Origin of the sequence: Pseudoclavibacter sp. JSM 162008 (assembly GCF_041366455.1) — a bacterium.
Classification (GTDB): Bacteria; Actinomycetota; Actinomycetes; order Actinomycetales; family Microbacteriaceae; genus Pseudoclavibacter.
Genome location: NZ_JBEWYX010000003.1, coordinates 1 through 23,365 on the forward strand (window position 1 = coordinate 1; position 23,365 = coordinate 23,365).

Annotated in this window: 20 protein-coding genes; 8 read left to right on the forward strand and 12 right to left on the reverse strand. The window is 68.3% G+C overall.

What is annotated here, in order from left to right; genetic code table 11:
• Window positions 1–124 precede the first annotated feature (124 nt).
• From ABVF28_RS02835 to chrA, 4 genes are all read right to left on the reverse strand, one after another.
• Complete coding sequence (locus ABVF28_RS02835; RefSeq protein ID WP_371029414.1) at window positions 125–931, reverse strand: DNA cytosine methyltransferase; 807 nt, start codon at window positions 929–931, stop codon at window positions 125–127.
• Window positions 932–1,718: 787 nt separating this feature from the next.
• Entirely contained in the window at window positions 1,719–2,447 is a 729-nt protein-coding gene (locus tag ABVF28_RS02840; RefSeq protein WP_188551954.1) for a VIT family protein, read from the reverse strand.
• Between the two features lie 24 nt (window positions 2,448–2,471).
• The gene (locus tag ABVF28_RS02845; protein WP_371029415.1) at window positions 2,472–4,439 is read right to left on the reverse strand and encodes a heavy metal translocating P-type ATPase; all 1,968 of its coding nucleotides are present in this window, start codon (window positions 4,437–4,439) and stop codon (window positions 2,472–2,474) included.
• Between the two features lie 85 nt (window positions 4,440–4,524).
• Window positions 4,525–5,751 carry a chromate efflux transporter gene (chrA, locus tag ABVF28_RS02850; protein ID WP_371029416.1) on the reverse strand — a complete coding sequence of 409 codons (1,227 nt, stop codon included), beginning with the start codon at window positions 5,749–5,751 and terminating at the stop codon, window positions 4,525–4,527.
• 200 nt (window positions 5,752–5,951) lie between these two features.
• Between chrA and ABVF28_RS02855 the strand changes: the two genes are divergently transcribed.
• Entirely contained in the window at window positions 5,952–6,707 is a 756-nt protein-coding gene (locus tag ABVF28_RS02855) for an amidohydrolase family protein (protein WP_371029417.1), read from the forward strand.
• 34 nt (window positions 6,708–6,741) lie between these two features.
• The gene (locus ABVF28_RS02860) at window positions 6,742–7,632 is read left to right on the forward strand and encodes a DUF5996 family protein (protein WP_371029418.1); all 891 of its coding nucleotides are present in this window, start codon (window positions 6,742–6,744) and stop codon (window positions 7,630–7,632) included.
• Here ABVF28_RS02860 and ABVF28_RS02865 read toward each other — a convergent pair.
• The gene (locus tag ABVF28_RS02865) at window positions 7,629–7,868 is read right to left on the reverse strand and encodes a DUF3263 domain-containing protein (RefSeq protein WP_371029419.1); all 240 of its coding nucleotides are present in this window, start codon (window positions 7,866–7,868) and stop codon (window positions 7,629–7,631) included. The genes ABVF28_RS02860 and ABVF28_RS02865 overlap by 4 nt on opposite strands.
• An 83-nt stretch (window positions 7,869–7,951) precedes the next feature.
• Window positions 7,952–8,446, reverse strand: a complete 495-nt coding sequence (locus ABVF28_RS02870) for a hypothetical protein (protein WP_371029420.1) — start codon at window positions 8,444–8,446, stop codon at window positions 7,952–7,954.
• Between the two features lie 206 nt (window positions 8,447–8,652).
• Between ABVF28_RS02870 and ABVF28_RS02875 the strand changes: the two genes are divergently transcribed.
• Window positions 8,653–8,856: a hypothetical protein gene (locus tag ABVF28_RS02875; protein WP_104312004.1), complete on the forward strand. Its 204-nt coding sequence runs from the start codon at window positions 8,653–8,655 to the stop codon at window positions 8,854–8,856.
• 81 nt (window positions 8,857–8,937) lie between these two features.
• Here the strand turns inward: ABVF28_RS02875 and ABVF28_RS02880 are convergent, their stop codons facing one another.
• Entirely contained in the window at window positions 8,938–11,334 is a 2,397-nt protein-coding gene (locus ABVF28_RS02880; protein WP_371029421.1) for an ATP-dependent DNA ligase, read from the reverse strand.
• A 93-nt stretch (window positions 11,335–11,427) separates the two neighbouring features.
• Here ABVF28_RS02880 and ABVF28_RS02885 point away from each other — a divergent pair, with 93 nt between their 5' ends.
• Window positions 11,428–12,486 (forward strand): Ku protein, encoded by a 1,059-nt coding sequence (locus ABVF28_RS02885; RefSeq protein ID WP_179556668.1) that lies wholly within the window; start codon window positions 11,428–11,430, stop codon window positions 12,484–12,486.
• Window positions 12,487–12,594: 108 nt separating this feature from the next.
• Window positions 12,595–15,441 (forward strand): ExeM/NucH family extracellular endonuclease, encoded by a 2,847-nt coding sequence (locus ABVF28_RS02890; RefSeq protein ID WP_371029422.1) that lies wholly within the window; start codon window positions 12,595–12,597, stop codon window positions 15,439–15,441.
• Window positions 15,442–15,546: 105 nt separating this feature from the next.
• Here ABVF28_RS02890 and ABVF28_RS02895 read toward each other — a convergent pair whose 3' ends face one another.
• The 4 genes from ABVF28_RS02895 to zapE form a co-directional block, all read right to left on the reverse strand.
• Entirely contained in the window at window positions 15,547–16,425 is an 879-nt protein-coding gene (locus ABVF28_RS02895; RefSeq protein WP_371029423.1) for a hypothetical protein, read from the reverse strand.
• Between the two features lie 112 nt (window positions 16,426–16,537).
• The gene (locus tag ABVF28_RS02900) at window positions 16,538–17,038 is read right to left on the reverse strand and encodes a DUF456 domain-containing protein (protein ID WP_211890422.1); all 501 of its coding nucleotides are present in this window, start codon (window positions 17,036–17,038) and stop codon (window positions 16,538–16,540) included.
• A gap of 111 nt (window positions 17,039–17,149) precedes the next feature.
• On the reverse strand, window positions 17,150–18,382 hold the full coding sequence (locus ABVF28_RS02905) for an ammonium transporter (protein WP_179556664.1): 1,233 nt from the start codon (window positions 18,380–18,382) through the stop codon (window positions 17,150–17,152).
• Window positions 18,383–18,573: 191 nt separating this feature from the next.
• Complete coding sequence (gene zapE, locus ABVF28_RS02910) at window positions 18,574–19,620, reverse strand: cell division protein ZapE (RefSeq protein WP_371029424.1); 1,047 nt, start codon at window positions 19,618–19,620, stop codon at window positions 18,574–18,576.
• 107 nt (window positions 19,621–19,727) lie between these two features.
• On the opposite strand from zapE, the gene ABVF28_RS02915 reads away from it, so the two are divergent.
• Entirely contained in the window at window positions 19,728–20,171 is a 444-nt protein-coding gene (locus ABVF28_RS02915; protein ID WP_371029425.1) for a SufE family protein, read from the forward strand.
• Between the two features lie 15 nt (window positions 20,172–20,186).
• Here ABVF28_RS02915 and ABVF28_RS02920 read toward each other — a convergent pair whose 3' ends face one another.
• On the reverse strand, window positions 20,187–21,368 hold the full coding sequence (locus tag ABVF28_RS02920; RefSeq protein WP_371029426.1) for an alpha/beta hydrolase: 1,182 nt from the start codon (window positions 21,366–21,368) through the stop codon (window positions 20,187–20,189).
• Window positions 21,369–21,473: 105 nt separating this feature from the next.
• Between ABVF28_RS02920 and ABVF28_RS02925 the strand changes: the two genes are divergently transcribed.
• Together ABVF28_RS02925 and ABVF28_RS02930 are read left to right on the forward strand one after the other, a co-directional pair.
• Window positions 21,474–22,079 (forward strand): DUF3000 domain-containing protein, encoded by a 606-nt coding sequence (locus ABVF28_RS02925; protein ID WP_371029427.1) that lies wholly within the window; start codon window positions 21,474–21,476, stop codon window positions 22,077–22,079.
• Window positions 22,069–23,295, forward strand: a complete 1,227-nt coding sequence (locus ABVF28_RS02930) for a ribonuclease D (protein ID WP_371029428.1) — start codon at window positions 22,069–22,071, stop codon at window positions 23,293–23,295. Before ABVF28_RS02925 ends, ABVF28_RS02930 begins: the two co-directional genes overlap by 11 nt.
• The last annotated feature ends 70 nt before the right edge of the window (window positions 23,296–23,365 follow it).

Genomic DNA, 23,365 nt, shown 5'->3' on the forward strand with positions numbered 1-23,365 from the left:
GGCCTTCCTCGGGCTGGTGTGTGGTCAGAGACCACCAGCATCGAGGAAGGCCCGCCTCATGCGGCGGAGCGACCCAGAGTGGGGAATTTCGATGAGCAGAACCGAGGAATTTCAGTGAGCGCCGTCAGTGAGCCAGGTGGCCCGTGGAGTGCGAAGTCGATGATCTGGTGCGAGAGCGCGATCGTCCCTCGCCGGGCTCGCACCTGATCGAGAGTCTCCCCGCCGCGCGAAGAGTCGGTTGCCAGTGGGGTGCGGAAGCGTGCGCCGGGCGAGGATGAAGATGCGGAGCCGGTGGTGAGGAGCGCCGACAAGGGAAGCCGGTAGGCCGATCCATCGTGCATCCAGCCGCAGGTCGGCCAGATCGCCGAGAACGGCGCCGAGAGCCCGTAGAGGTCGAGCTGCGTCGTCTCCCAGATGCCACGGGTCGGGTTCCATGTCGCGAAGGGTTGCGCCGTCGGGGGTTGCGTTGTTCATGGTCGTCTCCTACTGCGGCGGGCCGCGTGGCGGGTGAGGACAGCAGGCCGCGGACATTCTCGATGACGACCCATTCAGGCTGGAGCGCGTCGATCGCTGCGGCCATGTGTGCCCACAGTCCCGAGCGGGTGCCTGGCGCGATGCCGGCGCGCTTGCCGACGGTGGACACGTCCTGGCAGGGGAAGCCGCCGATGAGGATGTCCACGGGCTCGACCTGGCTCCAGTCAATAGCGGTGATGTCGCCCAGGTTCGGGGCGTCAGGCCAGTGCCGGGCGAAGACGCGGGCGACGGGCTCGTTGAGTTCGGAGAACCACACAGTCTTGGCGTTGAAGACGTGCTCGACGGCGAGGTCAAGGCCGCCGTAGCCACTGAACAGCGACCCGATCCTGAGTCGTGAATCGCTGCTGGCTTTGGGTTCGTGCATGAATCGCGCTCCGGTGACGGTCGTCCCCGACATCCGGTGCCTCGTCGAGAACCGATGCCGAGCTGGTCACCTGTCAGGTGCACGACTCCGACACGCATTCGATGACCGCCCACGCCGACCGGAGACACCCCGCCAAGCACCCGTCGGCACCGTCGCGGAAGCCTCTTCCCTGGGCCCCTTCTCCGACCTCCTTCTGAGCCCACACGCGTCTTGCAGATGCGGTTTCGCAAGCCTTGTTCACGTCAGGAGTCACGCCCGCGTCAATCCGCCGAAGTCTCAGGTCGGTCGACCTAGATATGACGGTGCGAGCCTGCTTCCCGAATGCGACTGGAATGGGTGAGATACCGACGCACCTTCCCATATGACGGTGTCGATCATGGTGATGACCACTGGTGATGGGTACCGCTATCTGTTCAACTCGGTCGTGACCTGCGATGGCGACCGCGATGTGGCCGCCGCGTCAACGAGGTGGTGCCGGGAATCTGGAACGCTCCTCTGACCAGATAGCGGGTTGCGCGAGGTTTCGCACCGCAACCCCGATGCAACCCCTGGTTGCAACGCGAGAGGAGGCGGTCTCGACGCGCGTGACGAGCGCCGACGACGGCTACAGGAATCTACTGCACCCCGTGGGCGTGATGATGCTGACCGGAGCTTTTCGGCGCCGCCGCCCCGCTATTTTGCCGAAGCCGGCCCTTTCCGTCCTCTTGACTCGGCTCCGGCCCCACCCAACTTGATCGAGGCCGCTCATCGCGGGCGTGGAAAACCGAACGGCCGGTGAACGCCACCTTCACGGTCAGCTGGGTTCAGCGGTCGTCTCCGCTCAGCCAACAGCGACGCCGAAGAGCAGGCCGATGAGGTAAGTCGCAATCATCGTCGCTGAGCCCATCACCACGTTCCGGAGGATGGCCCGGCCGCGCGGGGCCCCGCCGAGGGCGGCGCTGATCCAGCCGGTGAGGAACAAGCCGATCACCACTGCAACCGCGGCGATCCAGACGCGATTCTCGCCGAATGGCAAAAGGATCATTACGAGCGGGATGAGCGCTCCCAGCGCGAACGAGACGAATGACGAGACAGCCGCCGCCCAGGGGCTGGTGAACTCTTCGGGGTCGATTCCAAGTTCAACCTCTGCATGGGCTGCGAGGGCGTCCTTCGCGGTGAGCTCGACCGCGACCTGATGCGCGAGGTCGTCCGAGAGCCCACGCTGACGGTAGAAGCCGGCGAGTTCTTCGAGTTCTTCCTGAGGTATGGTCTCGAGTTCCCATTTCTCCTTGGCGATCAGCGCCTTCTCGGTATCGCGCTGGGTGCTCACCGAAACGTACTCGCCTCCGGCCATCGAGAATGCGCCAGCGACCACTGCGGCGATTCCTGCCGTGGCGATCGCGAGAACGTTGTTCGGGGTCGCCGCTGCGACACCGATCACGACGCCAGCGGTCGAGACGATGCCGTCGTTCGCTCCCAGTACCCCGGCGCGCAGCCAGTTGAGTCGCTGGCCGGTGCCCCGGTCGTGAGGTTCGCCGGGATGGGCTTGGGGTGCTGTTTTTCTAGCCATGGCTCGGTGCCTCCATAGTGATTCTCAGTGGGTTCGCTGGCTCGCTCGGCCTGTCAGCGGTGTGCGCTGTGCGCCGTCTGCGTTGGCTCGCGACGCCTTGAGTTTGCGCTCGGCGCGCGGGCCGACGGCGCGCAGCGCGCCCAGGATCGCGACGAGGTCGACGACTTCTTGGAGCCAGGCCCCGATCAACGCGGGAAGGAACCCGAACGCTGCGACGAGCATGAGACCCACGCTGATGATGATGCCGAGCCAGATGCTCTGGAGAGCGATCCGCACCGTGTCCTTTCCCACGCGTACCGCCAGGGGGAGGGAAGCGAGGGTGTCGTACCGGTTCACAATGTCGGCGGACTCGCTCGCGGCGGTCGCGCCCCGAGCCCCCATCGCGAAACCGATATCGGCAGCGGCGAGCACCGGGGCGTCGTTGAGGCCGTCGCCGACCATGATGAGCGGCCTGGGCTGCACCGTGCTCACGATGCGTACTTTGTCGGAGGGCCGGCACTCGGCGTGCACCTCGTCGATGCCGAGGCTCGCGGCGATCGGCTCGGCAGTGGTCGCCACGTCGCCGGTGACCATGAGCGTGCGTTCGATCCCGAGCCCGTGCAGCTCGTGGAGCGCCTGCGCAGCCTCGTCCCGCGTCTGGTCGCGCATCACGATCGCGCCCGCGAAGCGGTCGTCGACGGCGACGTAGATCGCGAGCTCCCCGGGCTCCAGCGGGGCGAGCGCGAGGGTCGGGGCGAACTCGCGGAGCCAGGAGGGCTTGCCTACCCGTACCGTCGCCACCGCACCGTTTGTGCTGTCGGACGCGAACTGCGCGGCCACGCCGTTGGTGGCGATCTCCTCGGCTCCGAGCACTTCCAGCAGCGGATATCCGTGCTGCTTGGCCGCCGCGACGACCGATTCTGCGAGCACGTGGGACGAGTACACCTCGGCCGATGCGGCGAACCGGAGCACGCTCATCTCGTCGAAGCCGGGCTCAGCAAGGATGCGTTCGAGCACGGGCCGCCCGGTCGTGATGGTGCCGGTCTTGTCGAACGCCGCGGAGCGTACCCGCGAGAGCTGTTCGAGAGTGCCGCCGCCCTTCACGATAAGCCCGAAGCGCGCAGCCCGGCTCATGCCGCCGAGGAACGCGACCGGTGCGGCGATCAGCAGGGGGCACGGCGTTGCGACCACCAGCACCTCGGCGAATCTGACCGCCTCCCCGCTGGCCACCCATGCAACGCCCGCGATGACGAGCGAGAGTACCGTGAACGGCACCGCATAGCGATCGGCGAGCCGCACCACTTTCGCCTTGCTGCCCGCGGCCTGCTCGACCAGACGCACGATCTGCTGGTACTCGCTGTCTGAGGCGAGCGCGACAGCCCGCATCGTGACCGCACTCGCACCGTTCACCACTCCGCTGGAGACGCGCTCGCCCGCCACGCGCTCGACCGGCAGGCTCTCACCCGTGAGCGAGGATTCATCGAGCACAGCATGCTCTGACACGAGCACCGCGTCGACCGGTACGAGCGCGCCGGGCCGTACAAGCAGCAGATCGCCGACCTCGACGGCTTCGACCGGCACGTCCTCGGCGACCGCCTCGAGGGTTGAGCGGCCCGCCGGGGCGGCCTCGTCGCGCAGCAGCCTGGTGGCCTGCTGCGGGGCTTTGCGCAGCAGCGCGGTGAGCTCGCGCTTGGAGCGGTTCTCAGCGTAGTCTTCGAGGGCCGCGCCGCCGGTGAGCATGAGCACGACCACGAGCGCGGCCCACGGCTCACCGACGAGCACAGCCGCAGTGATCGCGGTGACCGCGAGGATGTCGAGCCCGGCGTGGCCTTTGAGGAGCTGGCGGATCATGCCGACCGCCTCCCACGCTGCGATCGCCAGCGCATACGCGCCGACGATCCACGGGGCGGTTTCTCGGGCAGGGGTGGTGAGCAGGATCAGGCCGACCATCGCGATCAGCAGGGTCGCGAACACCAGCGGATACGCCCTGGCTGCGGCAGAAACTCGTCTCACGCTGCAAGCTTCCCAGATCGCGGGCGTCGGCGCATCGCAGGCGGGCCTTGCCTCAGCATGCTTCGGTCTCGGCCGAGGGCGTGGTTCAGAGCAGCAGCGCCCCCAGCCCAGCAGCTCCCAGCACCACCGCCCAGGCGGGAGCCTTCCACGCGGTCAGTGCGACGAATGCCACTGCGACGATTACGAGAGAGAGCGGTCCGGTGACGCCCTCGGTGAACACCGGATCGTACAGGGCCGCCGCGAGCAGGCCGACGACTCCCGCATTCACGCCCTTCAGCGCTCGCTGCACCCTCGGGGCTCGGCGCAGCCGATTCCAGAGCGGCAGTACGCCGATGATGAGGAGGGCCGAGGGGAGGAAGATCGCGACGAGGGCGATCGATGCTCCGAGCGCCCCCGAGGGGCCGCTCGTCGTGACCGCGCCAAGGAAAGCGGAGAACGTGAACAACGGACCAGGCACCGCCTGCGCGGCTCCGTACCCGGCCAGGAACGCGCCGGGCTCTGCGAGCCCTGTCTGCACCGTCTCCGCCTGCAGGAGCGGCAGCACGACATGGCCGCCCCCGAACACGAACGAGCCCGCACGGTAGAAGAGGTCGAACAGACTGAGTGCCGCATCTCCTGTCGCTGTTGCGAGGATCGGGAGGGTCACCAGCAGCAGGGCGAACGCGATCAGGCAGCCGATCGAGACGCCCCGGTGCAGGCGCACCGGAAATCGATCCTCAGTCCTGGCGGGTGCCCCGGTGTGCGCGGTGCGCGCAAGGAACAGCAACCCGGCGATGCCCGCGGCGATCATGGCACCAAGCATCGCGAGCGGGCCCGGCACGAGCAGCACGAGCACCATGACCGCGACCGCGATCGTCGCGCGACGAGCATCGGGGGTGAGCGATCTTGCCATGGCGAGCACAGCGTGGGCGACTACCGCGACCGCAGCCGCCTTCAAACCGAGTACCCAGCCCGCCTGCGAGAGATCCCCGCTCGCGCCGATACCGAGCGCGAAAGCGAAAAGCAGCATGGCTGAGGGGAGCGTGAAGCCGGCCCAGGCGGCGAGCATGCCGAGGATACCGGCGCGCTGCAGGCCGATCGCCATGCCGACCTGACTCGACGCCGGCCCGGGCAGGAACTGGCACAGGGCGACGAGATCCGCGTAGGCGCGGTCACTGAGCCATCCTCGCCGCTCGACGAACTCGGTGCGGAAATAGCCGAGGTGAGCGACCGGCCCGCCAAACGACGTCAACCCGAGCCGCAGGAACACGAGGAAGACCCGTCCCGATGAACCCGGGAATGGGCGAGACGCAACTGAATCAGGGAGTCCCATCCCACCAAGTCTGCCGTTGAGCCCGCGCTCTGGAAAGCAACTCGCCAGCTGACACCTAACGTTCATATTGGTTCGCATGACTCCGAAACGCATTTGCCTCCTTGCTCCCGGATCTACCCCGTTCCCCTCCAGTGCTCTCGGCAACAAGATGGAAGCCGTCTGGAGCTCAACGCCTGGACGGCGCCATCGAACTCTCGATCGTGGCGTTCCCGCAGGACGGCGTGCTGCGCAGACTCGGCGTCCTCGAGCTGCTCGAGAGAGCCGCCGCGGACGGGGCCGAGCACATCGGGGGCCTCGACCCAGCGCTCATCGACCGGGACCCGGTCGGACAGCTGGACGGTCTCTTCGACATCGCATCGCGCCACGGCTGCGGACTCGACATCCACCTGCACGAGCCGGGAGACCTCGGCGCGTTCGAGTTCGACCTCATCCTCGACCGGGTCGAGCGCGACGGGTTGCCGGCCGGCCTCGTGAACATCGCCCACGGATTCGCGCTCGTCGACGTCGACGCCGAGCGGCGGCGCGACCTCCTCCAGCGCATGGGCGAGCTGGGCGTCAGCATGACGACGGTCGCTCCCGTGCGGATGCGCCAGCTGCCCCTGCACGAGCTGGATGCGGCTGGAGTCCGGTTCGGGTTCGGTACCGACGGCATCCGGGACCTGTGGAGCCCGTACGGCGACGGCGATATCCTCGGCATCGCCTGGCAGTACGGCCGCTCATCTGGGCTCGTCAGGGACGAGGACCTCACCCGGATCGTCCAGCTCGCCTCGAGCGACGGCGCCTGGTGCGCGACCGACGAGTCACACGACCTCCGGGTCGGCGACCGGGCAGACATCGTGCTGCTCGACGCGGAGAATGCGATGGATGCGCTCGTGCGCCGCGTGGACCGGTCTGCGGTGATCGCCGGCGGGCGACTCGTCGACCTGGAGTCAATGCGCGAGGTTCCCTGGGAGTGACCCAGCTCGAGGCCCATTCCGCTATCGTCAGCATGTGACGACTCGACCGATCCTCGCCGTGGACAGCTGGACCGACACCCGCGACACCCTGCACCGCTGGCTGCAGATCGTGGGGAAGATCCGCATGGTCAGCACGCCGCACGTCAACCACTGGTGGAACGTGACCCTGCACGTCACTCCTCGCGGGCTCGGGACGGGCACGCAATCGCACGGCGACGCGATCTTCGACATCGAGTTCGACTTCGTGGAGCACCGTGTCGTCAGCCGGCACAGCGACGGCGGGGAGCGAGTGCTGCACCTCGAGCCGATGTCCGTCGCCGACTTCTCGTCCCGCCTGTTAGCCTTGCTGGGAGAGCTCAACCTCCACCCGCGCATCCACGGCGCTCCGAATGAGGTGGAGGTCGCGATCCCCTTCGCCGAGGACACACGGCACGCCAGCTACGACCGCGACGCGGCCCACGCGTTCTGGCGACAGCTCGTCGACGCGGACCGGGCGCTCTCGCGGTTCCGCGCAGCATTCACCGGGAAGGTGAGCCCCGTGCACTTCTTCTGGGGAGCCATGGATCTCGCCGTGACGCGCTTCTCCGGCCGCGAAGCGCCGCGGCACCCGGGCGGCGCCCCGAACTGCCCCAACGAGGTCATGATCGAGGGGTACTCGCACGAGATCTCGAGCGCCGGGTTCTGGCCAGGTGGCGGGCGCGAGGGCGCCTACTACTCGTATGCCTACCCCGCTCCCGTCGGGTTCGCGGACACGCGAGTGCCGGAGGGGGCCTACTGGGACGAGGCCCTCGGCGAGTACCTCCTGCCGTACGAAGTCGTTCGCGAGGCGGCCGACCCCGATGCGCTGGTCCAGGACTTCCTGACGGCGACCTACCGAGCGGAGGCCGACCTCGCCGACTGGGCGAGCGTCACCACAAGCGCCTAGCGCATACGGGACCTGACTTCAGGGCCGGGCGCGCGATCGCGGCGCTGGTTCCAGTAGCGATAGACGAGCTCGGGGTATTCGGCCATGACGTCGACGTCGGCGACGAGCACCTCGAGCCTGGCCTCATACCCCTCCGGAGTGAGGCCGAGCTGCCGGATCCTGTCGAGCTTCGGACGGTCGCGGCCAGGGTGAGCTGCCTCGAACTCCAGGAGCGCCCTTGCTCGTGCGGTGATCATGCCTGAAGAGTAGGTCAGGACATAACGAGATGACCCGCTCTTGCTTTTCAGTCGTCACCTCTGTAGGGCCCAGGCGGGTGACGTCAACCGGCCACCGGTCTGATGCCGACGAACTGCATGCGATCCTCGCCGTAGAAGCACGACTGCAGTGCGAAGTCCCCCTGCAGTCCGATCAGTGATTCCGTCGTCTCCCAGTGCTTCGCCGTGTGCCGCACGTCGACGACCTCGAACGTGCCCGGCTGCCCCTCGACCTCGAACTGCGTCCCGACCGCCCAGTTCAGGACGATGTCTCCCCCGCAGTTGTTGTGCGCCGCGTACACGGCCGGAACTTCGACGGTGTTGCGGTAGCTGGTCATCTCGATGAATGATCCGTCGCACACGTCGAGTTCCTCCTGGCCGCCTTCGACCCCGAGCCGGACCGCGGGGAGCTGCACCTCCGCGGCGACGTCGTTCACTGCGGCTTTCACCTGCCCGTACCCGCGTTCCACGGTCGTCGGCGTCAAGAGAGACATCGTCAGGATGACAGCCCCGGCGAGGACGAGTGTCGTGCCGAGCACCCCGAGGACCGCGTTTCCCATCGACCGCCGTCGGCGTGGAGACGCGGATCGGGCGTGGGCTGGCGGCGCGGGCCGGATGCTCGTCATAGGCAGAGGTCTCCTCGTGGTCAGACGCGTCAGATTCTGCAACAGCACCTTAGGCGCTGCGTGTGAACGGATGCGCGCGTTCGAGCGAGGCAGCGCCGGGCACTCACCTTCGTCTCGGCTGGCGTGCGTACGGTCGGAGCATGACAGAACAGCATGCAACCCCCGACCACGACGAAGACGCCACCCTCGACGAGACCAACGAGCGGCTCGAAGCAGAATCGATCCAGGGCCTCGGCACGGGTGAGCCCAACCGGGAACGCCCGGACCAGCCGCCCACGCAGGTCCGCGATGACGCGGCGCAGCACCGTGACGACACCGTCCCGCCCGCAGGTGTCAACGGCTGAACCGCAGTATCGGAGGCCGGGTCGCGCTGGTGCCCCGGCCTCCAGCGCGCGCGGCGCGCTTGGGACGCAAGCCCCTCGGGCTCACTCGAGGCTGACCTCCGCCGGTGACTTGTCGGGGCGCCATCCGCGCCAGCTCGGCTGCCTGAGGCGGCCACCGGCGGTCCATTCTGCGAACTCGACCTCCCCGACCAGCTCCGGTTCCACCCAGACCGCACCCCGCGCATCCGCCGCAGGGATGTCGGTGAACGGCGGCGTGTCACGCTCGCGGGACGCCAGCTCCTGGGCGGTCCGTTCGAGCTGTCGGTCGGTGAATCCTGTGCCGACACGGCCCACGTAGCGGAGTCCGTCCGGGCCTGGGACGCCGAGCAGCAACGAGCCGATGCTGTCGGCACGTCGTCCCCGTCCGGGACGCCATCCCCCGACGACAACTTCCTGGGACCTGTGGTGCTTGACCTTGACCCAGCTCTCGGAACGGCGGCCCGGACGGTAGACGCTGTCTCGCCGCTTCGCCACGATGCCCTCCAGCCCGAGCTCAGCGCTGCTCGTCAGCGCCAGCTTCGCGTCGCCTTCGACGACCGGAGGAACACGCAGCCCGCGATGCTCGCGCACGTACCCGACTAGCAGGTCGCGCCGCTCCTCGTACGGTCGATCGATCAGGCTCTCGCCGTCAGCTTCGAGCAGGTCGAAGACGAAGTAGTGCACGGGCACCTCCGCGGCCGCCCGCTCGACGTCGCGCGGTGCGCGCAAGCCCATCCTCGACTGGAGCCGGCCGAAGTCAGGGCGTCCCCGGCGGTCCAACGCCACGACCTCGCCGTCCAGAACCGCCACCCGCCCGCTCAGGCTCGCGCGCAGTGCATCGGCGACCTCCGGGTACGCAGCCGTCACGTCATTGCCGTTCCTCGTCAGCAGCCGTGGCCCGGCGGGCTCGACGGATGCCACGATGCGGATGCCGTCCCATTTCATCTCGAACGCCCAGTCACCCTCGTCGTCGAAGACGCTCGTGTTACGCGAGGTCGCGAGCATGGGTGGGATCGAGGGCTTGGAGCGCCCGGTCCGCCTCGTGGTGCGGTGTGACGCTGTCGCACCCGTCCTCGGCGACTTCTCGGCTGACATCCGGTGCAGCAGCCAGTTGCTCTTGTCATCACCGCTCCCCCGCGTGTGGATGAGCGCAACCCGCGTCGGCTCCCCGAAGCCTCCGGCGGCCTGGCCGTGCAAGGTGACGATCACCTCCTCGCCCTCGCGCCATTTCTCGAGCTCGTAGGTCCCCGCGTCCCAGATGTACACCTCACCGGCCCCGTACTCGCCCTTCGGGATCGTGCCCTCGAAGGTGCCGTACTCCAGGGGGTGGTCCTCGGTCTGCACCGCCAGGTGGTTCTTCTTCGTATCCGCTGGAATGCCCTTGGGCACAGCCCAGGAGACCAGCACGCCATCGTGCTCGAGCCGGAAGTCGTAGTGGAGCCGTCTCGCGTGGTGCTCCTGGATGACGAAGGTACGGCCGGATGAGGAAGGCGGGGCAGCCGCCGGCACCGGCTCGTTGGTCTTGGACGCATCGCGCATGGACCGGTAGCGCTTCAGCCGGTCCTCCCTGGCGGCCTCGGCGACGGGAGCGAGCGGGTCCAGCCGGGTGCGCATCCGTGTCAGCACCTCGTCGTACTCGAGGTGGCGCAGCTGCGGTGACGCGAGCTCGCGCCAGGTACGTGGGACGGCCACGGTCGGCCGCGCGCGTCCGCGGAGGGAGTACGGAGCGATGGTCGTCTTCGACGCGTTGTTTTGGCTCCAGTCGACGAGCACCTTGCCCGCCCGCAGAGTCTTCTTCATGTCGCTCACGATGAGGTCCGGGTAGTCGGCCTCCAGCGACCTCGCGAGCTCGTGCGCAACCTGCGACACCTCATCAGAGGTGTGCGCTCCGTCGAGGGCTGCGTACAGGTGGATGCCCTTGCTGCCGCTCGTCACCGGGACGGGGTCGAGGTCCATGCCCTGCAGGATCCGACGAGCGAGTCGCGCCACCTCGGCGCATTCGACGAGGCCGGCGCCCTCGCCCGGGTCGAGGTCCAGGACCAGGCGGTCGGGGTTCATCGGCGTTCCGCCCGGACCGAAACGCCACTGAGGGACATGCAGCTCGAGGGCGGCGACCTGCGCGAGCCAGGTGAGCGTCGCGATATCCCGCACGATGGGGTACTCGTTGCGGTGCTCCCGGTGCTCCATCCCCTCCCGCGGCACCCAGGCCGGCGCGCTGGCCTCGAGGTTCTTCTGGAAGAAGACCTTGCCGGGGTGCTCGGCGGTCCCGACACCGTCGACCCAGCGTTTGCGGGTCACGGGACGCTCCCGCACGTGCGGCAGCAGGAACGGAGCGATCTCCGCGTAGTACGCGAGCACCTCGGCCTTCGTGGTGCCGGTCTCCGGGTAGAGCACCTTGTCGAGATTCGTGAGCGTCACACGGTGGCCATCAACCGTCACCGTCTGCTTCGGGGTCACCATCCGCCCAGGATGCACCCCGAGCCTGAGGCGATCACCGGTGAACACTCAGCGTCGACTCGGCTCCCGAACTCCCGCGTCCGATGTACTTGCAGCATGAGATCCATCTGGAAGGGCTCCATCGCATTCGGCCTCGTCAATGTCCCAGTGAAGCTGTACAGCGCGACGGAGGACCACGACGTGCGCCTGCACCAGGTGCACGACAAGGACGGCGGGCGCATCCGCTATCAGCGACGCTGCGAGATCTGCGGGAAGGTGGTCGACTACGAGCACATCGACAAGGCCTACGCCGACGAGGACCGGACGGTGGTGCTCACCGAGGACGACCTCAGCTCGCTGCCGGAAGAGCGAAGCCGTGAGATCGACGTCGTCGAGTTCGTGCCGAGCGACCAGCTCGACCCGATCATGTTCGATCGCAGCTATTTCCTCGAGCCAGACTCGAAATCGCCGAAGGCCTACGTGCTGCTTCGGAAGACCCTCGAGAAGACGGACCGAACCGCGATCGTGCACTTCTCGCTCCGGCAGAAGTCTCGGCTCGGAGCGCTGCGGACACGCGGTGACGTGCTCATGCTCCAGTCGCTCCTCTGGGACGACGAGGTCAGGGAGGCGAACTTCGCATCCCTCGATGAACGGGTGAGGATCTCGGCGAAGGAGCTGAAGATGTCTGCATCGCTCGTCGACTCGTTCGCGGCAGACTTCGCGCCCGACCGTTTCACCGACGACTACCAGGAGCAGCTGCAGCAGCTCATCGACGCGAAGCTCGCGGAGGGCGACGCACTCGACACCGCCGCGACGTTCGGCGAGCCCGAGGACGACGACGAAGCGGGCGGCGAGGTCATCGACCTCATGGACGCACTCCGCCGGAGCATCGACAAGGGGCGGAGGACGCCGTCGGGTCAGGCCGCAGGGAAGCAGGGCGACACCAAGGACGACAAGGCGGGCGCGAGCAAGACCTCCTCGGGGAAGACGGCGGCGAAGAAGCGCACGTCGAAGAACTCGACGTCGAAGAAGCCTTCGCCAAAGAAGACCGGGGCGACGAAGAGCGCTCCCAGGAAGACCGCGAAGAGCGAGACGAAGTCGGCCACGAAGAAGGCCGCTGACACGAAGACGGCGACGAAGAAGGCAGCGCCAGCGAAAGAGCGGAAGAGCGCCTGAGACGTCCTCCAGTTCACCGGGTGTTTACGTGCGGGAAGTCCCCCCGCGAGACGGTGCGGGTACGGTGACGGCGATCCCGTCAGAGACGCACGCCCCAGGAGGACGCACGTGACACGACCTTGGCAGAAGCTCCTCGCGGTGGGAGCCGCGACGACGCTCACCGGAGGCGGCCTGCTCGTCGCAGCCGCTCCCCCGACCGACGCTGCTCCCAGCGGAACCGAGCTCGTGATCAACGAGGCATACGGGGGCGGGGGCAACTCCGGCTCGCTGTACTCGAACGACTTCGTGGAGCTCTACAACCCGGGCCCGGCTGCGATCAGCGTCGATGGCTGGTCAGTTCAGTACTTCTCCGCGGGCGGCAATCTCGGCGGCGTGGCAGAGCTCTCGGGCACCGTCGCACCGTCCTCGCACTACCTGGTCGCCCTCTCGGCCGGCAACTCGCTGACCGGTGAGCTCCCGGTGCCGGATGCGAGCGGGGAGATCGCGATGGGCGCGCGCGGAGGCATCGTCGCCCTCGCCGACACGGCCGAAGCGGTCACGCTCCCCGCGGGCGCGGCCGTGGATGCGGTCGGCGTCGTCGACCTCCTCGGCTACGGGAGCGCGAGCGCCTTCGAGGGTGCCGCCCCCGCGCCGGAGCTCGGCAATGCGCTCAGCGCCCAGCGCGCCGCTGCGGGAGTCGACACCGACGAGAACGCGGCCGACTTCGTCGCGGCGGCGCCGACGCCGGATAACTCCGCAGGTGGCTCGACCGCGACCCCAGCGCCGACGACGACCCCAGCGCCGACGACGACCCCAGCGCCGACGACGACCGCGGTTCCGACCGTCCCGCCGGAGGCGGCGCTCGTGTCGATCGCGGAGATCCAGGGCACGGGGGCCGAAACACCGCTCGTCGACCAGACGGTCACCACCGAGGGCGTCGTGACGGCGGTCTACGCCGAAGGCGGGCTCGGTGGCTTCAACATCCAGACGTCAGGGGTCACAGACCCGACGACCCACAGCGCCTCGACCGGGGTCTTCGTCTACGGCCCTGCCGCTGCCGCCACGGTCAGCATCGGCGACCGAGTCGCGGTCACCGGGCGAGTCGGCGAGCGCTTCGAGTCCACCCAGATCAGCGCGAGCGGAGTCGAGCAGCTCGAAGTCCGACCGGAGCACGTCGTCGAGCCCGTCGCGATCGAATGGCCGGAGACCGAGGAGGAGCGGGAACGCTACGAGGGGATGCTGCTCGCGCCGACCGGCACCTACCGTGTCTCGGAGAACTACGCGCTCAACCAGTACGGCGAGGTGGGGCTCTCCGTCGGAGAGCGACTGCTCGTGACGCCGACCGAGGTCGGAGCCCCGGGCAGTCCCGAGGTGGTCGCGCAGGCCGAGTACAACGCCGCTCACAGCGTCATCCTCGACGACGGCGCTTCGACGGACTTCCTGCGACGCGAAGGCGGCAGCATGGTCAACGCGAACATCCCGCTTCCCTACCTGAGTATCGAGACCCCCGTCACCGTCGGCGCGACGGCGACCTTCAGCGAACCCGTCGTCGTTCACTACTCCTTCGACAGCTACCGCTTCCAGCCGACGACGACCCTCACGGGCACGGAAGATGCACCCGTCACCTTCTCCGACGTGCGAGAGGCCGGCCCGGACTCCGTCGGTGGCAGCCTGCAGATCGGCACGTTCAACGTGCTCAACTACTTCACGAGCCTCGGCGTCGACTCCTGCGACGCAAGCCAGAGCTACACCGACCGTGAGGGCAACCCCATCAGCGCGAACGGATGCCTTCCGCGCGGTGCCTGGGACGCCGAGAACCTGGGGCGGCAGGAGTCGAAGATCGTCGCCGCGATCAACCAGCTCGACGCCGACATCGTCGCGCTCGAGGAGATCGAGGACTCCTCGGACTTCGGCAAGGATCGCGATGCGGCGCTCGTGGATCTCGTGGACGCGCTCAACGCCGCGGCCGGCGCGGACCGGTGGGCGCACGTCCCCTCGCCCGCGGACATCCCGGCTACGGGTGACGACGTCATCCGCACCGCCTTCATCTACCAGCCCGCGACGGTCGGGCTGAGCGGGTCCTCGAGCATCCTCGACGACCCCGCGTTCATCAACGGACGCGCTCCGCTCGCGCAGACGTTCTCGGATCCCGCGACGGACACCGACTTCATCGTGGTCGCCAACCACTTCAAGTCGAAGGGCGGCTCCGGCGAGGGCGACAACGCGAACGAGGACGATATCGCCGGGCCCGCTGGGGCCGTCGGCGGGTGGAACGGCGACCGGACACGGCAGGCTCAGGCGCTCGCCGACTTCACGGAAGCGCAACGCGCCGAGCACGGCACGGACCTGCTGTTCCTCACCGGCGACTTCAACAGCTACTCGCAGGAGGAGCCCATGCGGGTGCTCGAGGACGCCGGCTACGAGAACCTCGGGGACTCGCGCAACCGGACGGCTGGCGAGCCCGGCTCTACAGGCACCGAGTACTCGTACAGCTTCGGCGGCACCGTCGGCTCACTCGATCACATCCTCGCGAGCGGCGCAGCGGCCGAAGCAGTGACGGGCGCCGACGTGTGGACGATCAACGCGTATGAGCAGGTCGGCACCGAGTACAGCCGCTTCAACTCCAACGTCACCCAGCTCTACACGGATGACGTCTACCGGTCGTCCGACCACAATCCCTTCCTGATCGGCCTCGACTTCTCCGTGGCGCCGACGCCGACGGCGACAATGACTCCCGAACCCACGCAGACCGACGGGACCGTGCCAGGAACGTCGCCCTCGGCGAGCGCGAACCCACCGGCCGCGGGCGGCCCGACGACCAGCCAGCCGACCAGTCCCGGGGCCCCGGACGCCGACGGACAGCAGCTGGCCACCACCGGCGTCGAACTCAGCGCCCTCCTGCCCATCACGGCCGGTGCCGCGCTCCTTGCGGGTGCGCTTGCATTCCTGCTGAGGCTCCGCATCGACCGCGCCTGACCTGATCATCAGGGGCGCGCGCAGAATCGCCTCAACTGAGATGACCGGCCGTGAAGCGCAATTGCTTCACGGCCGGTCATCAGACGTCAGGACCGCAGCCCGCGATCACGGTCCGGAGTCGCTCCCGGACTGCTCGGACGGAGTGGGCTCACTCGTCGGCTGCGGCTCGACGGGCTCGTCGGTGGGATCTGGGACTGGCGGCTGAGTGGGCTCTGGCGTCTCCACAGGCGCGGGTGGCGTCGTGCTGCCTCCGGCCCCGTCCGGAACCGGCTGCGAGGTCAGAGTCGGCGTGGTCGGGTCTGCGGGCGCGGGTGCCTGCGTGGGGCCGTCGACACCCGAGTCGTCGACGGGCTGCTCGGGAACGCTCGTGTCCTCACCCTGTTGCGTGTCGACCGCCGCGCTGTGCGAGCTCTGCGCTGCAGTCGCCTGGCGAACGACCGACGAGATCCCCGTCGTGCGCGCGCGATCATCGGCCGCATCCGCCAGCTCGATGAGTGCGGCGTCGTACGCGGTCAGGATGTCTGCCGAAGCCAGCGTGACTTGAAGGCGGTGCTCTTGGCCGAGGGCGAGCGTGCTCGTCGCCATGCCGCCCACGGCGTTCTGCAGGGCGGTGTAGGAGGTCTGCAGCGCGTTCGACGCTGACGACGTCGAACTCAGCGCATCCTTGACCTGGCCGAGGGCATCTTCCAACGCAGCCTTCTCGGCCGTTCCGACCCGCTCAGACGGAAGGCTCGCGAGCGGCTGGGCCAGCATGTGCAGGTTGACGACGTCACTGGAGCTGGCACTCGCCACGGTAGCGCTCGTCGTCGCAGGGACGGCCACGGTCTCGACGGGCGCCGCGACGTCGCCCCCCTGGCCGTTCGTGACCGTCAGGGCAGCAACGACCGCCCCCACGGCAATGACGCTCATCGTCGCGGCGGCGAGCTCACCCGGGCGCTTCTTGACGAACGCCAGTATGGCGTTCGAGGTCTCCCCGTTCGACATACGGCTCCTCTACGACGTTCTGCTGTGGCGCGCATTCCGCGCACAGCTTCCCTAAGAGTAAGACGATCCCGCCGAAAGTCGAAGTCAGAACTGCCCGGGTCGCTCAGGAAACTCAGAGCCAGACGAACTGGATGAAGATCGACAGCGCGAGGATGGTCGTGGCGACCAGCGCGCACATGAGCTCGATGACCATGCCGAGCCCAAGCGCCTTGACCGCGGTCCAGCTCGAGTCCAGGGCCTCGTGGAACTCGCGTACCCGTGCATACTCAGAGGCCACGAGGCCGACCGCGAAGCCGATCGGAAGGCCGAACGCCGGGAGCACGAACAGGCCGACGATGCCGGCTGCGAGGCCGATGAGCACCGAGCGGTTCGGGACCTGTTTCTTCTTGAGCCCGCGCCCCGTGAGCACCCAGCCGATGATCATGCCGGTGATGAGCAGCGCCGCCCCGACCCCGAAGGCAACCCAGACGGGCCAGGTGCCAGCGAAGATCGCCCACACGAGGAAGCCGATGACGATGGTGATGCTGCCGGGCAGCACCGGCACGATGATGCCGATGATGCCGATGATCGCGAGGACCACGGCGACGATTGCAGCGATCACGGGGGCACTCATGGGTCAACCGTATCGGTTCCCGAACGCCCCTCCTGGGTGGCGGCGCATGAGAACGGGGGCCGTGCATCCACAGGAGAGTGGATGCACGGCCCCCGAAGGCCGTCCGCGTGATCAGCGGGACAGCGCGTAACCGGTCTCGCCGTGCACGACCACGTCGACGCCGGCCACTTCATCCTCGTGGCGCACCCGGAAGCCGATGGTCTTCTGGATGGCCCAGGCCACGAGGAAGCTCACACCGAAGGAGTAGAGGAGGACACCGAGCGATGCGATGAGCTGGACGATGAGCTGCTCGACTCCGCCGCCGGTGAAGAGGCCGGTGTCGAAGGCGAAGAGACCAGGCCAGATGGATCCGACGAGACCGCCGACGAGGTGCAGACCGACGACGTCGAGCGAGTCATCGAAACCGAGCTTGAACTTCAGCTCAATGGCGAACGCGCAGAGGCCGCCGGAGACGAGGCCGAGGAGGAGCGCCCAGCCCGGCGTCAGCACGGCGCACGCCGGCGTGATGGCGACGAGGCCCGCGATGGCACCGGATGCGGCGCCGATGGACGTCGCCTTGCCGTTGCGCAGCTTCTCGACCATGATCCAGCCGAGGATGCCCGCGGCGGGAGCGGCGATCGTGTTGATGAAGAGCAGTCCGGGGCCGGGGAATTCCGAGCCGCCGAGGTCGCCCCATGCGGCGCCGACGTTGAAGCCGAACCACCCGAACCACAGGATCGCCGTGCCCAGGAGCACGAGTGGCACGTTGTGGGGCTGCGTGATGCCCTTCGCGAAGCCGACGCGCTTGCCGAGGACCAGTGCGAGTGCGAGTGCTGCCGCTCCTGCGTTGATGTGCACGGCGGTTCCACCTGCGTAGTCAATGACCTCGATGCCCTCGAAGCCGAGCTGAGCGCCGAGCTGCATGATCCAGCCGCCGCCCCAGACCCACGCTGCGACGGGGAAGTAGACGAACGTGGCGAAGATGCCGGCGAAGAGCATCCAGGAACCGAACTTGGCGCGGTCCGCGATGGCCCCGGAGATCAGGGCGGTCGTGATGATGGCGAACGTGCCGCCGTAGGCCGCACCGGCCGTCGCGTTGCTGTCCTGGATGAGATTGGTCAGTGCGAAGTCAGAGAGCGGATCCCCAGCGAACTGGAAGAAGGAGTCGCCCGACACGGACGACATGTTGTAGCCGTACAGAATCCACAGCACGGCGACGAGGCCGAGCGCCCCGAACGAGAGCATCATCATGCTCACGACGCTCTTCTCCTTGACCATGCCGCCGTAGAAGAGGGCGAGTCCTGGTGTCATGAAGAGCACAAGCGCTGCGCTGATCATCAGCCACGCGGTTCCACCGGTATCCATTGCATCCTCGCTTTCGCCACCCGTGCCGCGGCCTGGAGGACGCGTCGTCGTGACACGGTGTGGGGAGATGCAACGAGTCTGCTGGGGGCTCGTGTCGCTGGTGGGGCGGTGCCGTTTCGATCATGTTTCGGAGCGGCCCGGCGTGTTACGAGTCTGTGTCGGGAACGGAGCCGGGTCGGTTCGGCGGGATCTCAGACGGAGGCGGTCTGCTCCTGGGCAGTCGAGGCGATGAGGCGCGACACGCAGCGCAGGTACTTCTTCCGGTAGCCGCCGTCGAGCATTCCGCCCCCGAAGATCTGGTCGAGAGCGAGACCGGAGGCGGCGATGGGGATCTGTGCGTCGTAGACGCGGTCGATGAAGGCGACGAACCGCAGCGCCTCGGCCTGATCGGTGAGCTCATGCACGTCACGGAGTGCAAGGAGGTCGACCTTCTCGACGAGGCGCACGTACTTCGAGGGGTGGACGGTCGCAAGGTGCTGGACGAGGTCATCGAAGCTGTCGTAGGCGACGCTCCTGCCGTCGGCGACCGCTTCATCGACGAGCACGTCCAGTCGTTCGGCCGGGGTGACGGCCGCGTGGCCGGACATGTCGCGCCGTCGGTAGTCGGTGCCGTCGATGCGCAGCGTGTCGAAGACGCCGGCGAGCTTCGTGATCTCGCGGAGGAAGTCGGACGCGGCGAAGCGTCCCTCGCCCAGCGCATTCGGCGGGGTGTTGCTCGTCGCGGCGACGCTCGTGCCGGAGTCCACGAGCTCCCCGAGGAGCCGGGACATGACCATCGTGTCGCCCGGGTCGTCGAGCTCGAACTCGTCGATGGCGATGAGGCTCGTGCCCTTGAGCGAGCGAACGGCTTCTGCGTAGCCGAGGGCTCCGACCAGCGCCGTGTACTCGATGAACGTGCCGAAGTACTTGCGCCCGGGGTGCGCGTGCCAGATGGACGCGAGGAGGTGCGTCTTGCCGACACCGAACCCGCCGTCGAGGTAGATGCCCGGCTTGACCGGTGGTGCCTTCTTGAGGAACCCGAAGAGCCCCTTGCCTCCGGAGTCCGCGGCCGCCTTGACCCCGGCGAACCGCTCGCCCGCCTCGACGGCGGCAGCCTGCGAGGGGTACTCGGGATCCGGTCGATACGTCGAGAACTGAGCACCGTCGAACTGCCGGGGAGGCACGAGGTCCTTCACCATCTCAGCCGCTGTGACGGTCGGCGAGAGTTCGGTCAGGTGCAGCAAGCGGCCTTCGCCCACGGAGTCCTCGTACTTTCCAGTGACAGATGCCCGGTGCGGGCACAACCGATCTTACCGTCCGCCGCTCCCGCCGTTCGTCCCGTATCGAGGGCCGGTACCGTGGTCACATGCACGACGTCACGCTGCCTGAACCGCTCGAGCTGCTCCGTGAGGAGCTCCTCGAGGTCTCCCCCCGCGATCGCCTCGAGCTCCTCGCCGAGATCGGTGCCGAGCTCCCACCTGTCGACGCCTCCGAGGTCGAGGCGTTCGAGCGCGTCATCGAATGCCAGTCGCCGGTGTACCTCGACGTCTCGCTGAGCGGGGACGCACGCATCCGGCTGCGTATCTCTGTCCCGCCTGGCGCGCCGATGACGCGCGGCTTCGCGGCGGCTCTCGTGCAGGGCGTCGACGGTCAAGAGCCAGCCGCGCTCCTCGGACTCCCTGAGGACCTCCCGAGTGTCCTCGGCCTGGCCGACCTCGTCTCCCCGCTCCGCCGCAGCGGAATGGTCGCGCTGCAGGCGCGCGCGAAGAGGCAGCTGCTCGAGCGCTTCGCCGTCGAGGAGCGCTCCTAGGGACCGATTCGCGTCCTAGAACGTCGCGAGCCACTCGTCGAGCGACTGCTCCCAGCGACCACTGTCGACATTCCAGAGGCGCGTGTGCAAGGCACGCTCGAATTCCCGGTAGGTGACGAGGTCGGGGCGGCGACGTGCCACCTCTCGACTCGCTTCGACCGGCACGACGGTGTCAGCGCTGGAGTGGAACAAGAGGATGGGCACGCGTAGCTCCCCGAGCCGGCTCGGGATCTCGAGCTCGGCAAGCGGGATCGGCGCATCGAGGCCGAGCAGAGGGCGCGCGAAGGGACTCCCGATGAGCCAGACCCCGAGAGCCGTCACCGCCCGAGGAAGCCGCATGGCCCGACCCTGGTATCGGAGGATCGAGCGCCAGCTCAACGCAGGCGACTCCAGGAAGATGCCGGCGACGAGCTCGCGGTGGCGGGCATTGAGCGACGCCTGCACGACGGTTCCACCACCCATGGACCACCCGACGAGGATGATCCGCTTCGCGCCGCGCTCGGCGGCCCAATCCATCGCGGACTCGACGTCGCGCCACTCCGTCGCGCCGAGACCGAACTTCCCGTCTGGCGATGGCGGCGCGAGCGCGTCGTTCCGGTAGCTCACCACCAGCGAGTTCCAGCCTCGACCGCGAAACAGCGGGACAGCCCGCAGGGGCTCCGTCATGACGGCGCCCCGACCGTGCACGTGGATCGCCCACGAATCGCTGGCCTGCGCCGCGGGGATCAGCCAGGCGGGCATCGCACCGAGCGGGGTCTGCACGTCGACCCAGCGCCACGGCAGATCGAGGTCCCGCACCCAGAGCTGCGGAGCCGACGCGAGACGAACGGACCGGACGCGCTCGAGCTGCGCGCCCTGCTCGCCCCAGAAGCGCCTGGTCACCGTGCGCTCCGACTCGTCGACGACGGCCCCGACGTTGGCCCGGCCCGTCTCCGCAGCGAAGACGAGACTGTAGTGGCCGGGTGCCGCCGTCTCGGGGGTGCGAGCGAGGCTGACCGTGCCCGCCTGCTTGTCCACGCGGAGCAGGCGCACCGGGTCCCGGCGGCGCCGGGGTGGCGTGACGACGGCGCGCGCAACCATGGTGGCCGCGGTGCCGGCGATGGCGGCGAGGCCGACGACGACTGCGCCGAGCGTCGCCGCCGCGAACTTCGCAGCAGTCGCGGTCGACTCAGCCGAGGCACGTTTTGCGGCACACATCATGACGATGATGGCGCACACCGCCCGTGAACACGCCGAACGGCTGGCGCGCCGCTTACGGCGCGCCTGATCTGCGTTGCTGGAGGCCAGGCCTAGTCTCGTCGCGTGGTTGTCCCGTTGCATCGATCTGCCCCGGAGTTCGAGGCCGCCGTAGAGGCGGTCCGTGCGGCCGAGTTCCGCTCTGCCCTCACGGTGAGCGAGATCCGTCCCCCAGCGAACCTGGCCCCCGAATCGCTCGCTCTCTCCGGAGACGTGCGACCAACTGCCCACGCCAGCCATTCAGAGCTCGGCACCGGCAGGTTCATCCTGCTCCACGACGAGAGCGAGCCGGAAGCCTGGCGCGGAGCGTTCCGCGTCGTCTGCTTCGCACAGGCGCCGCTGGAGCCCGAGATCGGCGTCGACCCCTTCCTCGCGCCTGTCGCGTGGTCCTGGCTCATGGATGCCCTCGAATCCAGGGGCGCCGCCTTCGAGCATCCCTCCGGAACGGCGACGACGATCAACGGTCGCGGTTTCGGTGAGCTCGAAGACCAGGGAGAGGGCGCTCAGATCGAGCTGCGCGCATCCTGGACACCCCGCGAGACCGACCTCGCGGCTCACGCCGAAGCGTGGGGCGAGCTGCTGTGCCTGCTCGCCGGCATGCCGCCCGAAGCCGAGGCAGACGACGGCGTCCAGGTCCTGCGGCACCTTCGAAAGGCCAAAGATGGGGCTTGACGCGGACCGCCTGAAGGCAGGCGGACTCGACGTGATCGAGACAGAGGACCAGCTGCGGGCGGGACTCGACAGGCTCGTCGCTGGAACAGGACCGGTCGCCCTGGACGCCGAGCGCGCGTCCGGGTATCGGTACTCAGAGCGTGCCTACCTCGTTCAGCTGTTCCGTCGCGGAAGCGGCACGCTGCTGATCGACCCGATCGCGACGGGGTCGCTTGCTCGCCTGCAGGAGATCATCGGCGAGGAGGAGTGGATCTTCCACGCGGCTACCCAGGACCTGCCCTGCCTGCGCGAACTCGAGCTGGACCCGACGCTCATCTTCGACACGGAGCTCGCGGCGCGACTGCTCGGCTACGAGCGAGTCGGGCTCGGCGCCGTCATCGAGCGCCTCCTCGGCATCTCACTCGAGAAGGCGCACTCCGCGGCAGACTGGTCGACGAGGCCGCTTCCCGAGACCTGGCTCGCCTACGCGGCGCTCGACGTGGAACTGCTGATCGACGTCCGTGACCAGCTGCAGCAGGAGCTCGTGGATGCCGGGAAGCTGGAAGCGGCTCGCGAAGAGTTCGCCGATATCCTGCAGCGTGAGCTGGGAGTGAAGAAGCCAGACGCCTGGCGTCGGATCGGCGGCATCAGCCGGCTCCGCAGTCCACGGGCTCTTGCAGTGGCGAGGGAGCTCTGGCTCTCGCGCGATGAGATGGCGAGAAGCTCCGACACCGCGCCTGGGCGCCTCTTCCCGGATCGCGCACTTGCCGCCGTTGCGACGGCGATGCCCCGGACGCGTGGCGAGCTGGCGCGACTGAAGGAGTTCACGGGGCGGGCATCCCGAACGCAACTCGATCGCTGGTGGGGCGCCGTCGAGCGCGGACTCACGACGGACGAGCTGCCACCGCAGGCGCCGCGCGACCCGGACCGCATGCCGCACCACCGCCAGTGGGAGCAGCGGGCCCCTGAGGCAGACCGCCGCCTCAAGCTCGCTCGTGAGTTCCTCGTGGCCCACGCCGAGCAGCTCCACATGCCGGTCGAGAACCTGCTGACACCCGAGCTGCTCAGGCGCGCGGCCTGGAACCCGCGCCAGCCGATCTCGGCAGACGCGGTTGCCGAGCACCTGCGCGAGCTGGGCGCTCGACCGTGGCAGACCAGCGAGGTCGCACAGGGAATCGCCGCCGCTTTTGTAGGAGCTGACCAATTGACTTCCGCTCCGGACGGAGAGGCTTCGTAGCTTCGCACGAGGCATTGGCCTCCCATCAGGCGGGCATCCATAGGATGACCGAGTCAATAGATGCTTGGAG

Bases quoted from the DNA above. Each gene is read 5' to 3' on its own strand.
- ABVF28_RS02915 (WP_371029425.1), top strand. From the start codon at position 19,728: ATGCACGACGTCACGCTGCCTGAACCGCTCGAGCTGCTCCGTGAGGAG.
- ABVF28_RS02930 (WP_371029428.1), top strand. From the start codon at position 22,069: ATGGGGCTTGACGCGGACCGCCTGAAGGCAGGCGGACTCGACGTGATC.
- ABVF28_RS02870 (WP_371029420.1), bottom strand. From the start codon at position 8,446: ATGGGAAACGCGGTCCTCGGGGTGCTCGGCACGACACTCGTCCTCGCC.
- ABVF28_RS02905 (WP_179556664.1), bottom strand. From the start codon at position 18,382: ATGGATACCGGTGGAACCGCGTGGCTGATGATCAGCGCAGCGCTTGTG.
- ABVF28_RS02885 (WP_179556668.1), top strand. From the start codon at position 11,428: ATGAGATCCATCTGGAAGGGCTCCATCGCATTCGGCCTCGTCAATGTC.
- ABVF28_RS02840 (WP_188551954.1), bottom strand. From the start codon at position 2,447: ATGGCTAGAAAAACAGCACCCCAAGCCCATCCCGGCGAACCTCACGAC.
- ABVF28_RS02920 (WP_371029426.1), bottom strand. From the start codon at position 21,368: ATGTGTGCCGCAAAACGTGCCTCGGCTGAGTCGACCGCGACTGCTGCG.
- ABVF28_RS02880 (WP_371029421.1), bottom strand. From the start codon at position 11,334: ATGGTGACCCCGAAGCAGACGGTGACGGTTGATGGCCACCGTGTGACG.
- ABVF28_RS02875 (WP_104312004.1), top strand. From the start codon at position 8,653: ATGACAGAACAGCATGCAACCCCCGACCACGACGAAGACGCCACCCTC.
- ABVF28_RS02895 (WP_371029423.1), bottom strand. From the start codon at position 16,425: ATGTCGAACGGGGAGACCTCGAACGCCATACTGGCGTTCGTCAAGAAG.
- ABVF28_RS02900 (WP_211890422.1), bottom strand. From the start codon at position 17,038: ATGAGTGCCCCCGTGATCGCTGCAATCGTCGCCGTGGTCCTCGCGATC.
- chrA (WP_371029416.1), bottom strand. From the start codon at position 5,751: ATGGGACTCCCTGATTCAGTTGCGTCTCGCCCATTCCCGGGTTCATCG.
- ABVF28_RS02865 (WP_371029419.1), bottom strand. From the start codon at position 7,868: ATGATCACCGCACGAGCAAGGGCGCTCCTGGAGTTCGAGGCAGCTCAC.
- ABVF28_RS02835 (WP_371029414.1), bottom strand. From the start codon at position 931: ATGTCGGGGACGACCGTCACCGGAGCGCGATTCATGCACGAACCCAAA.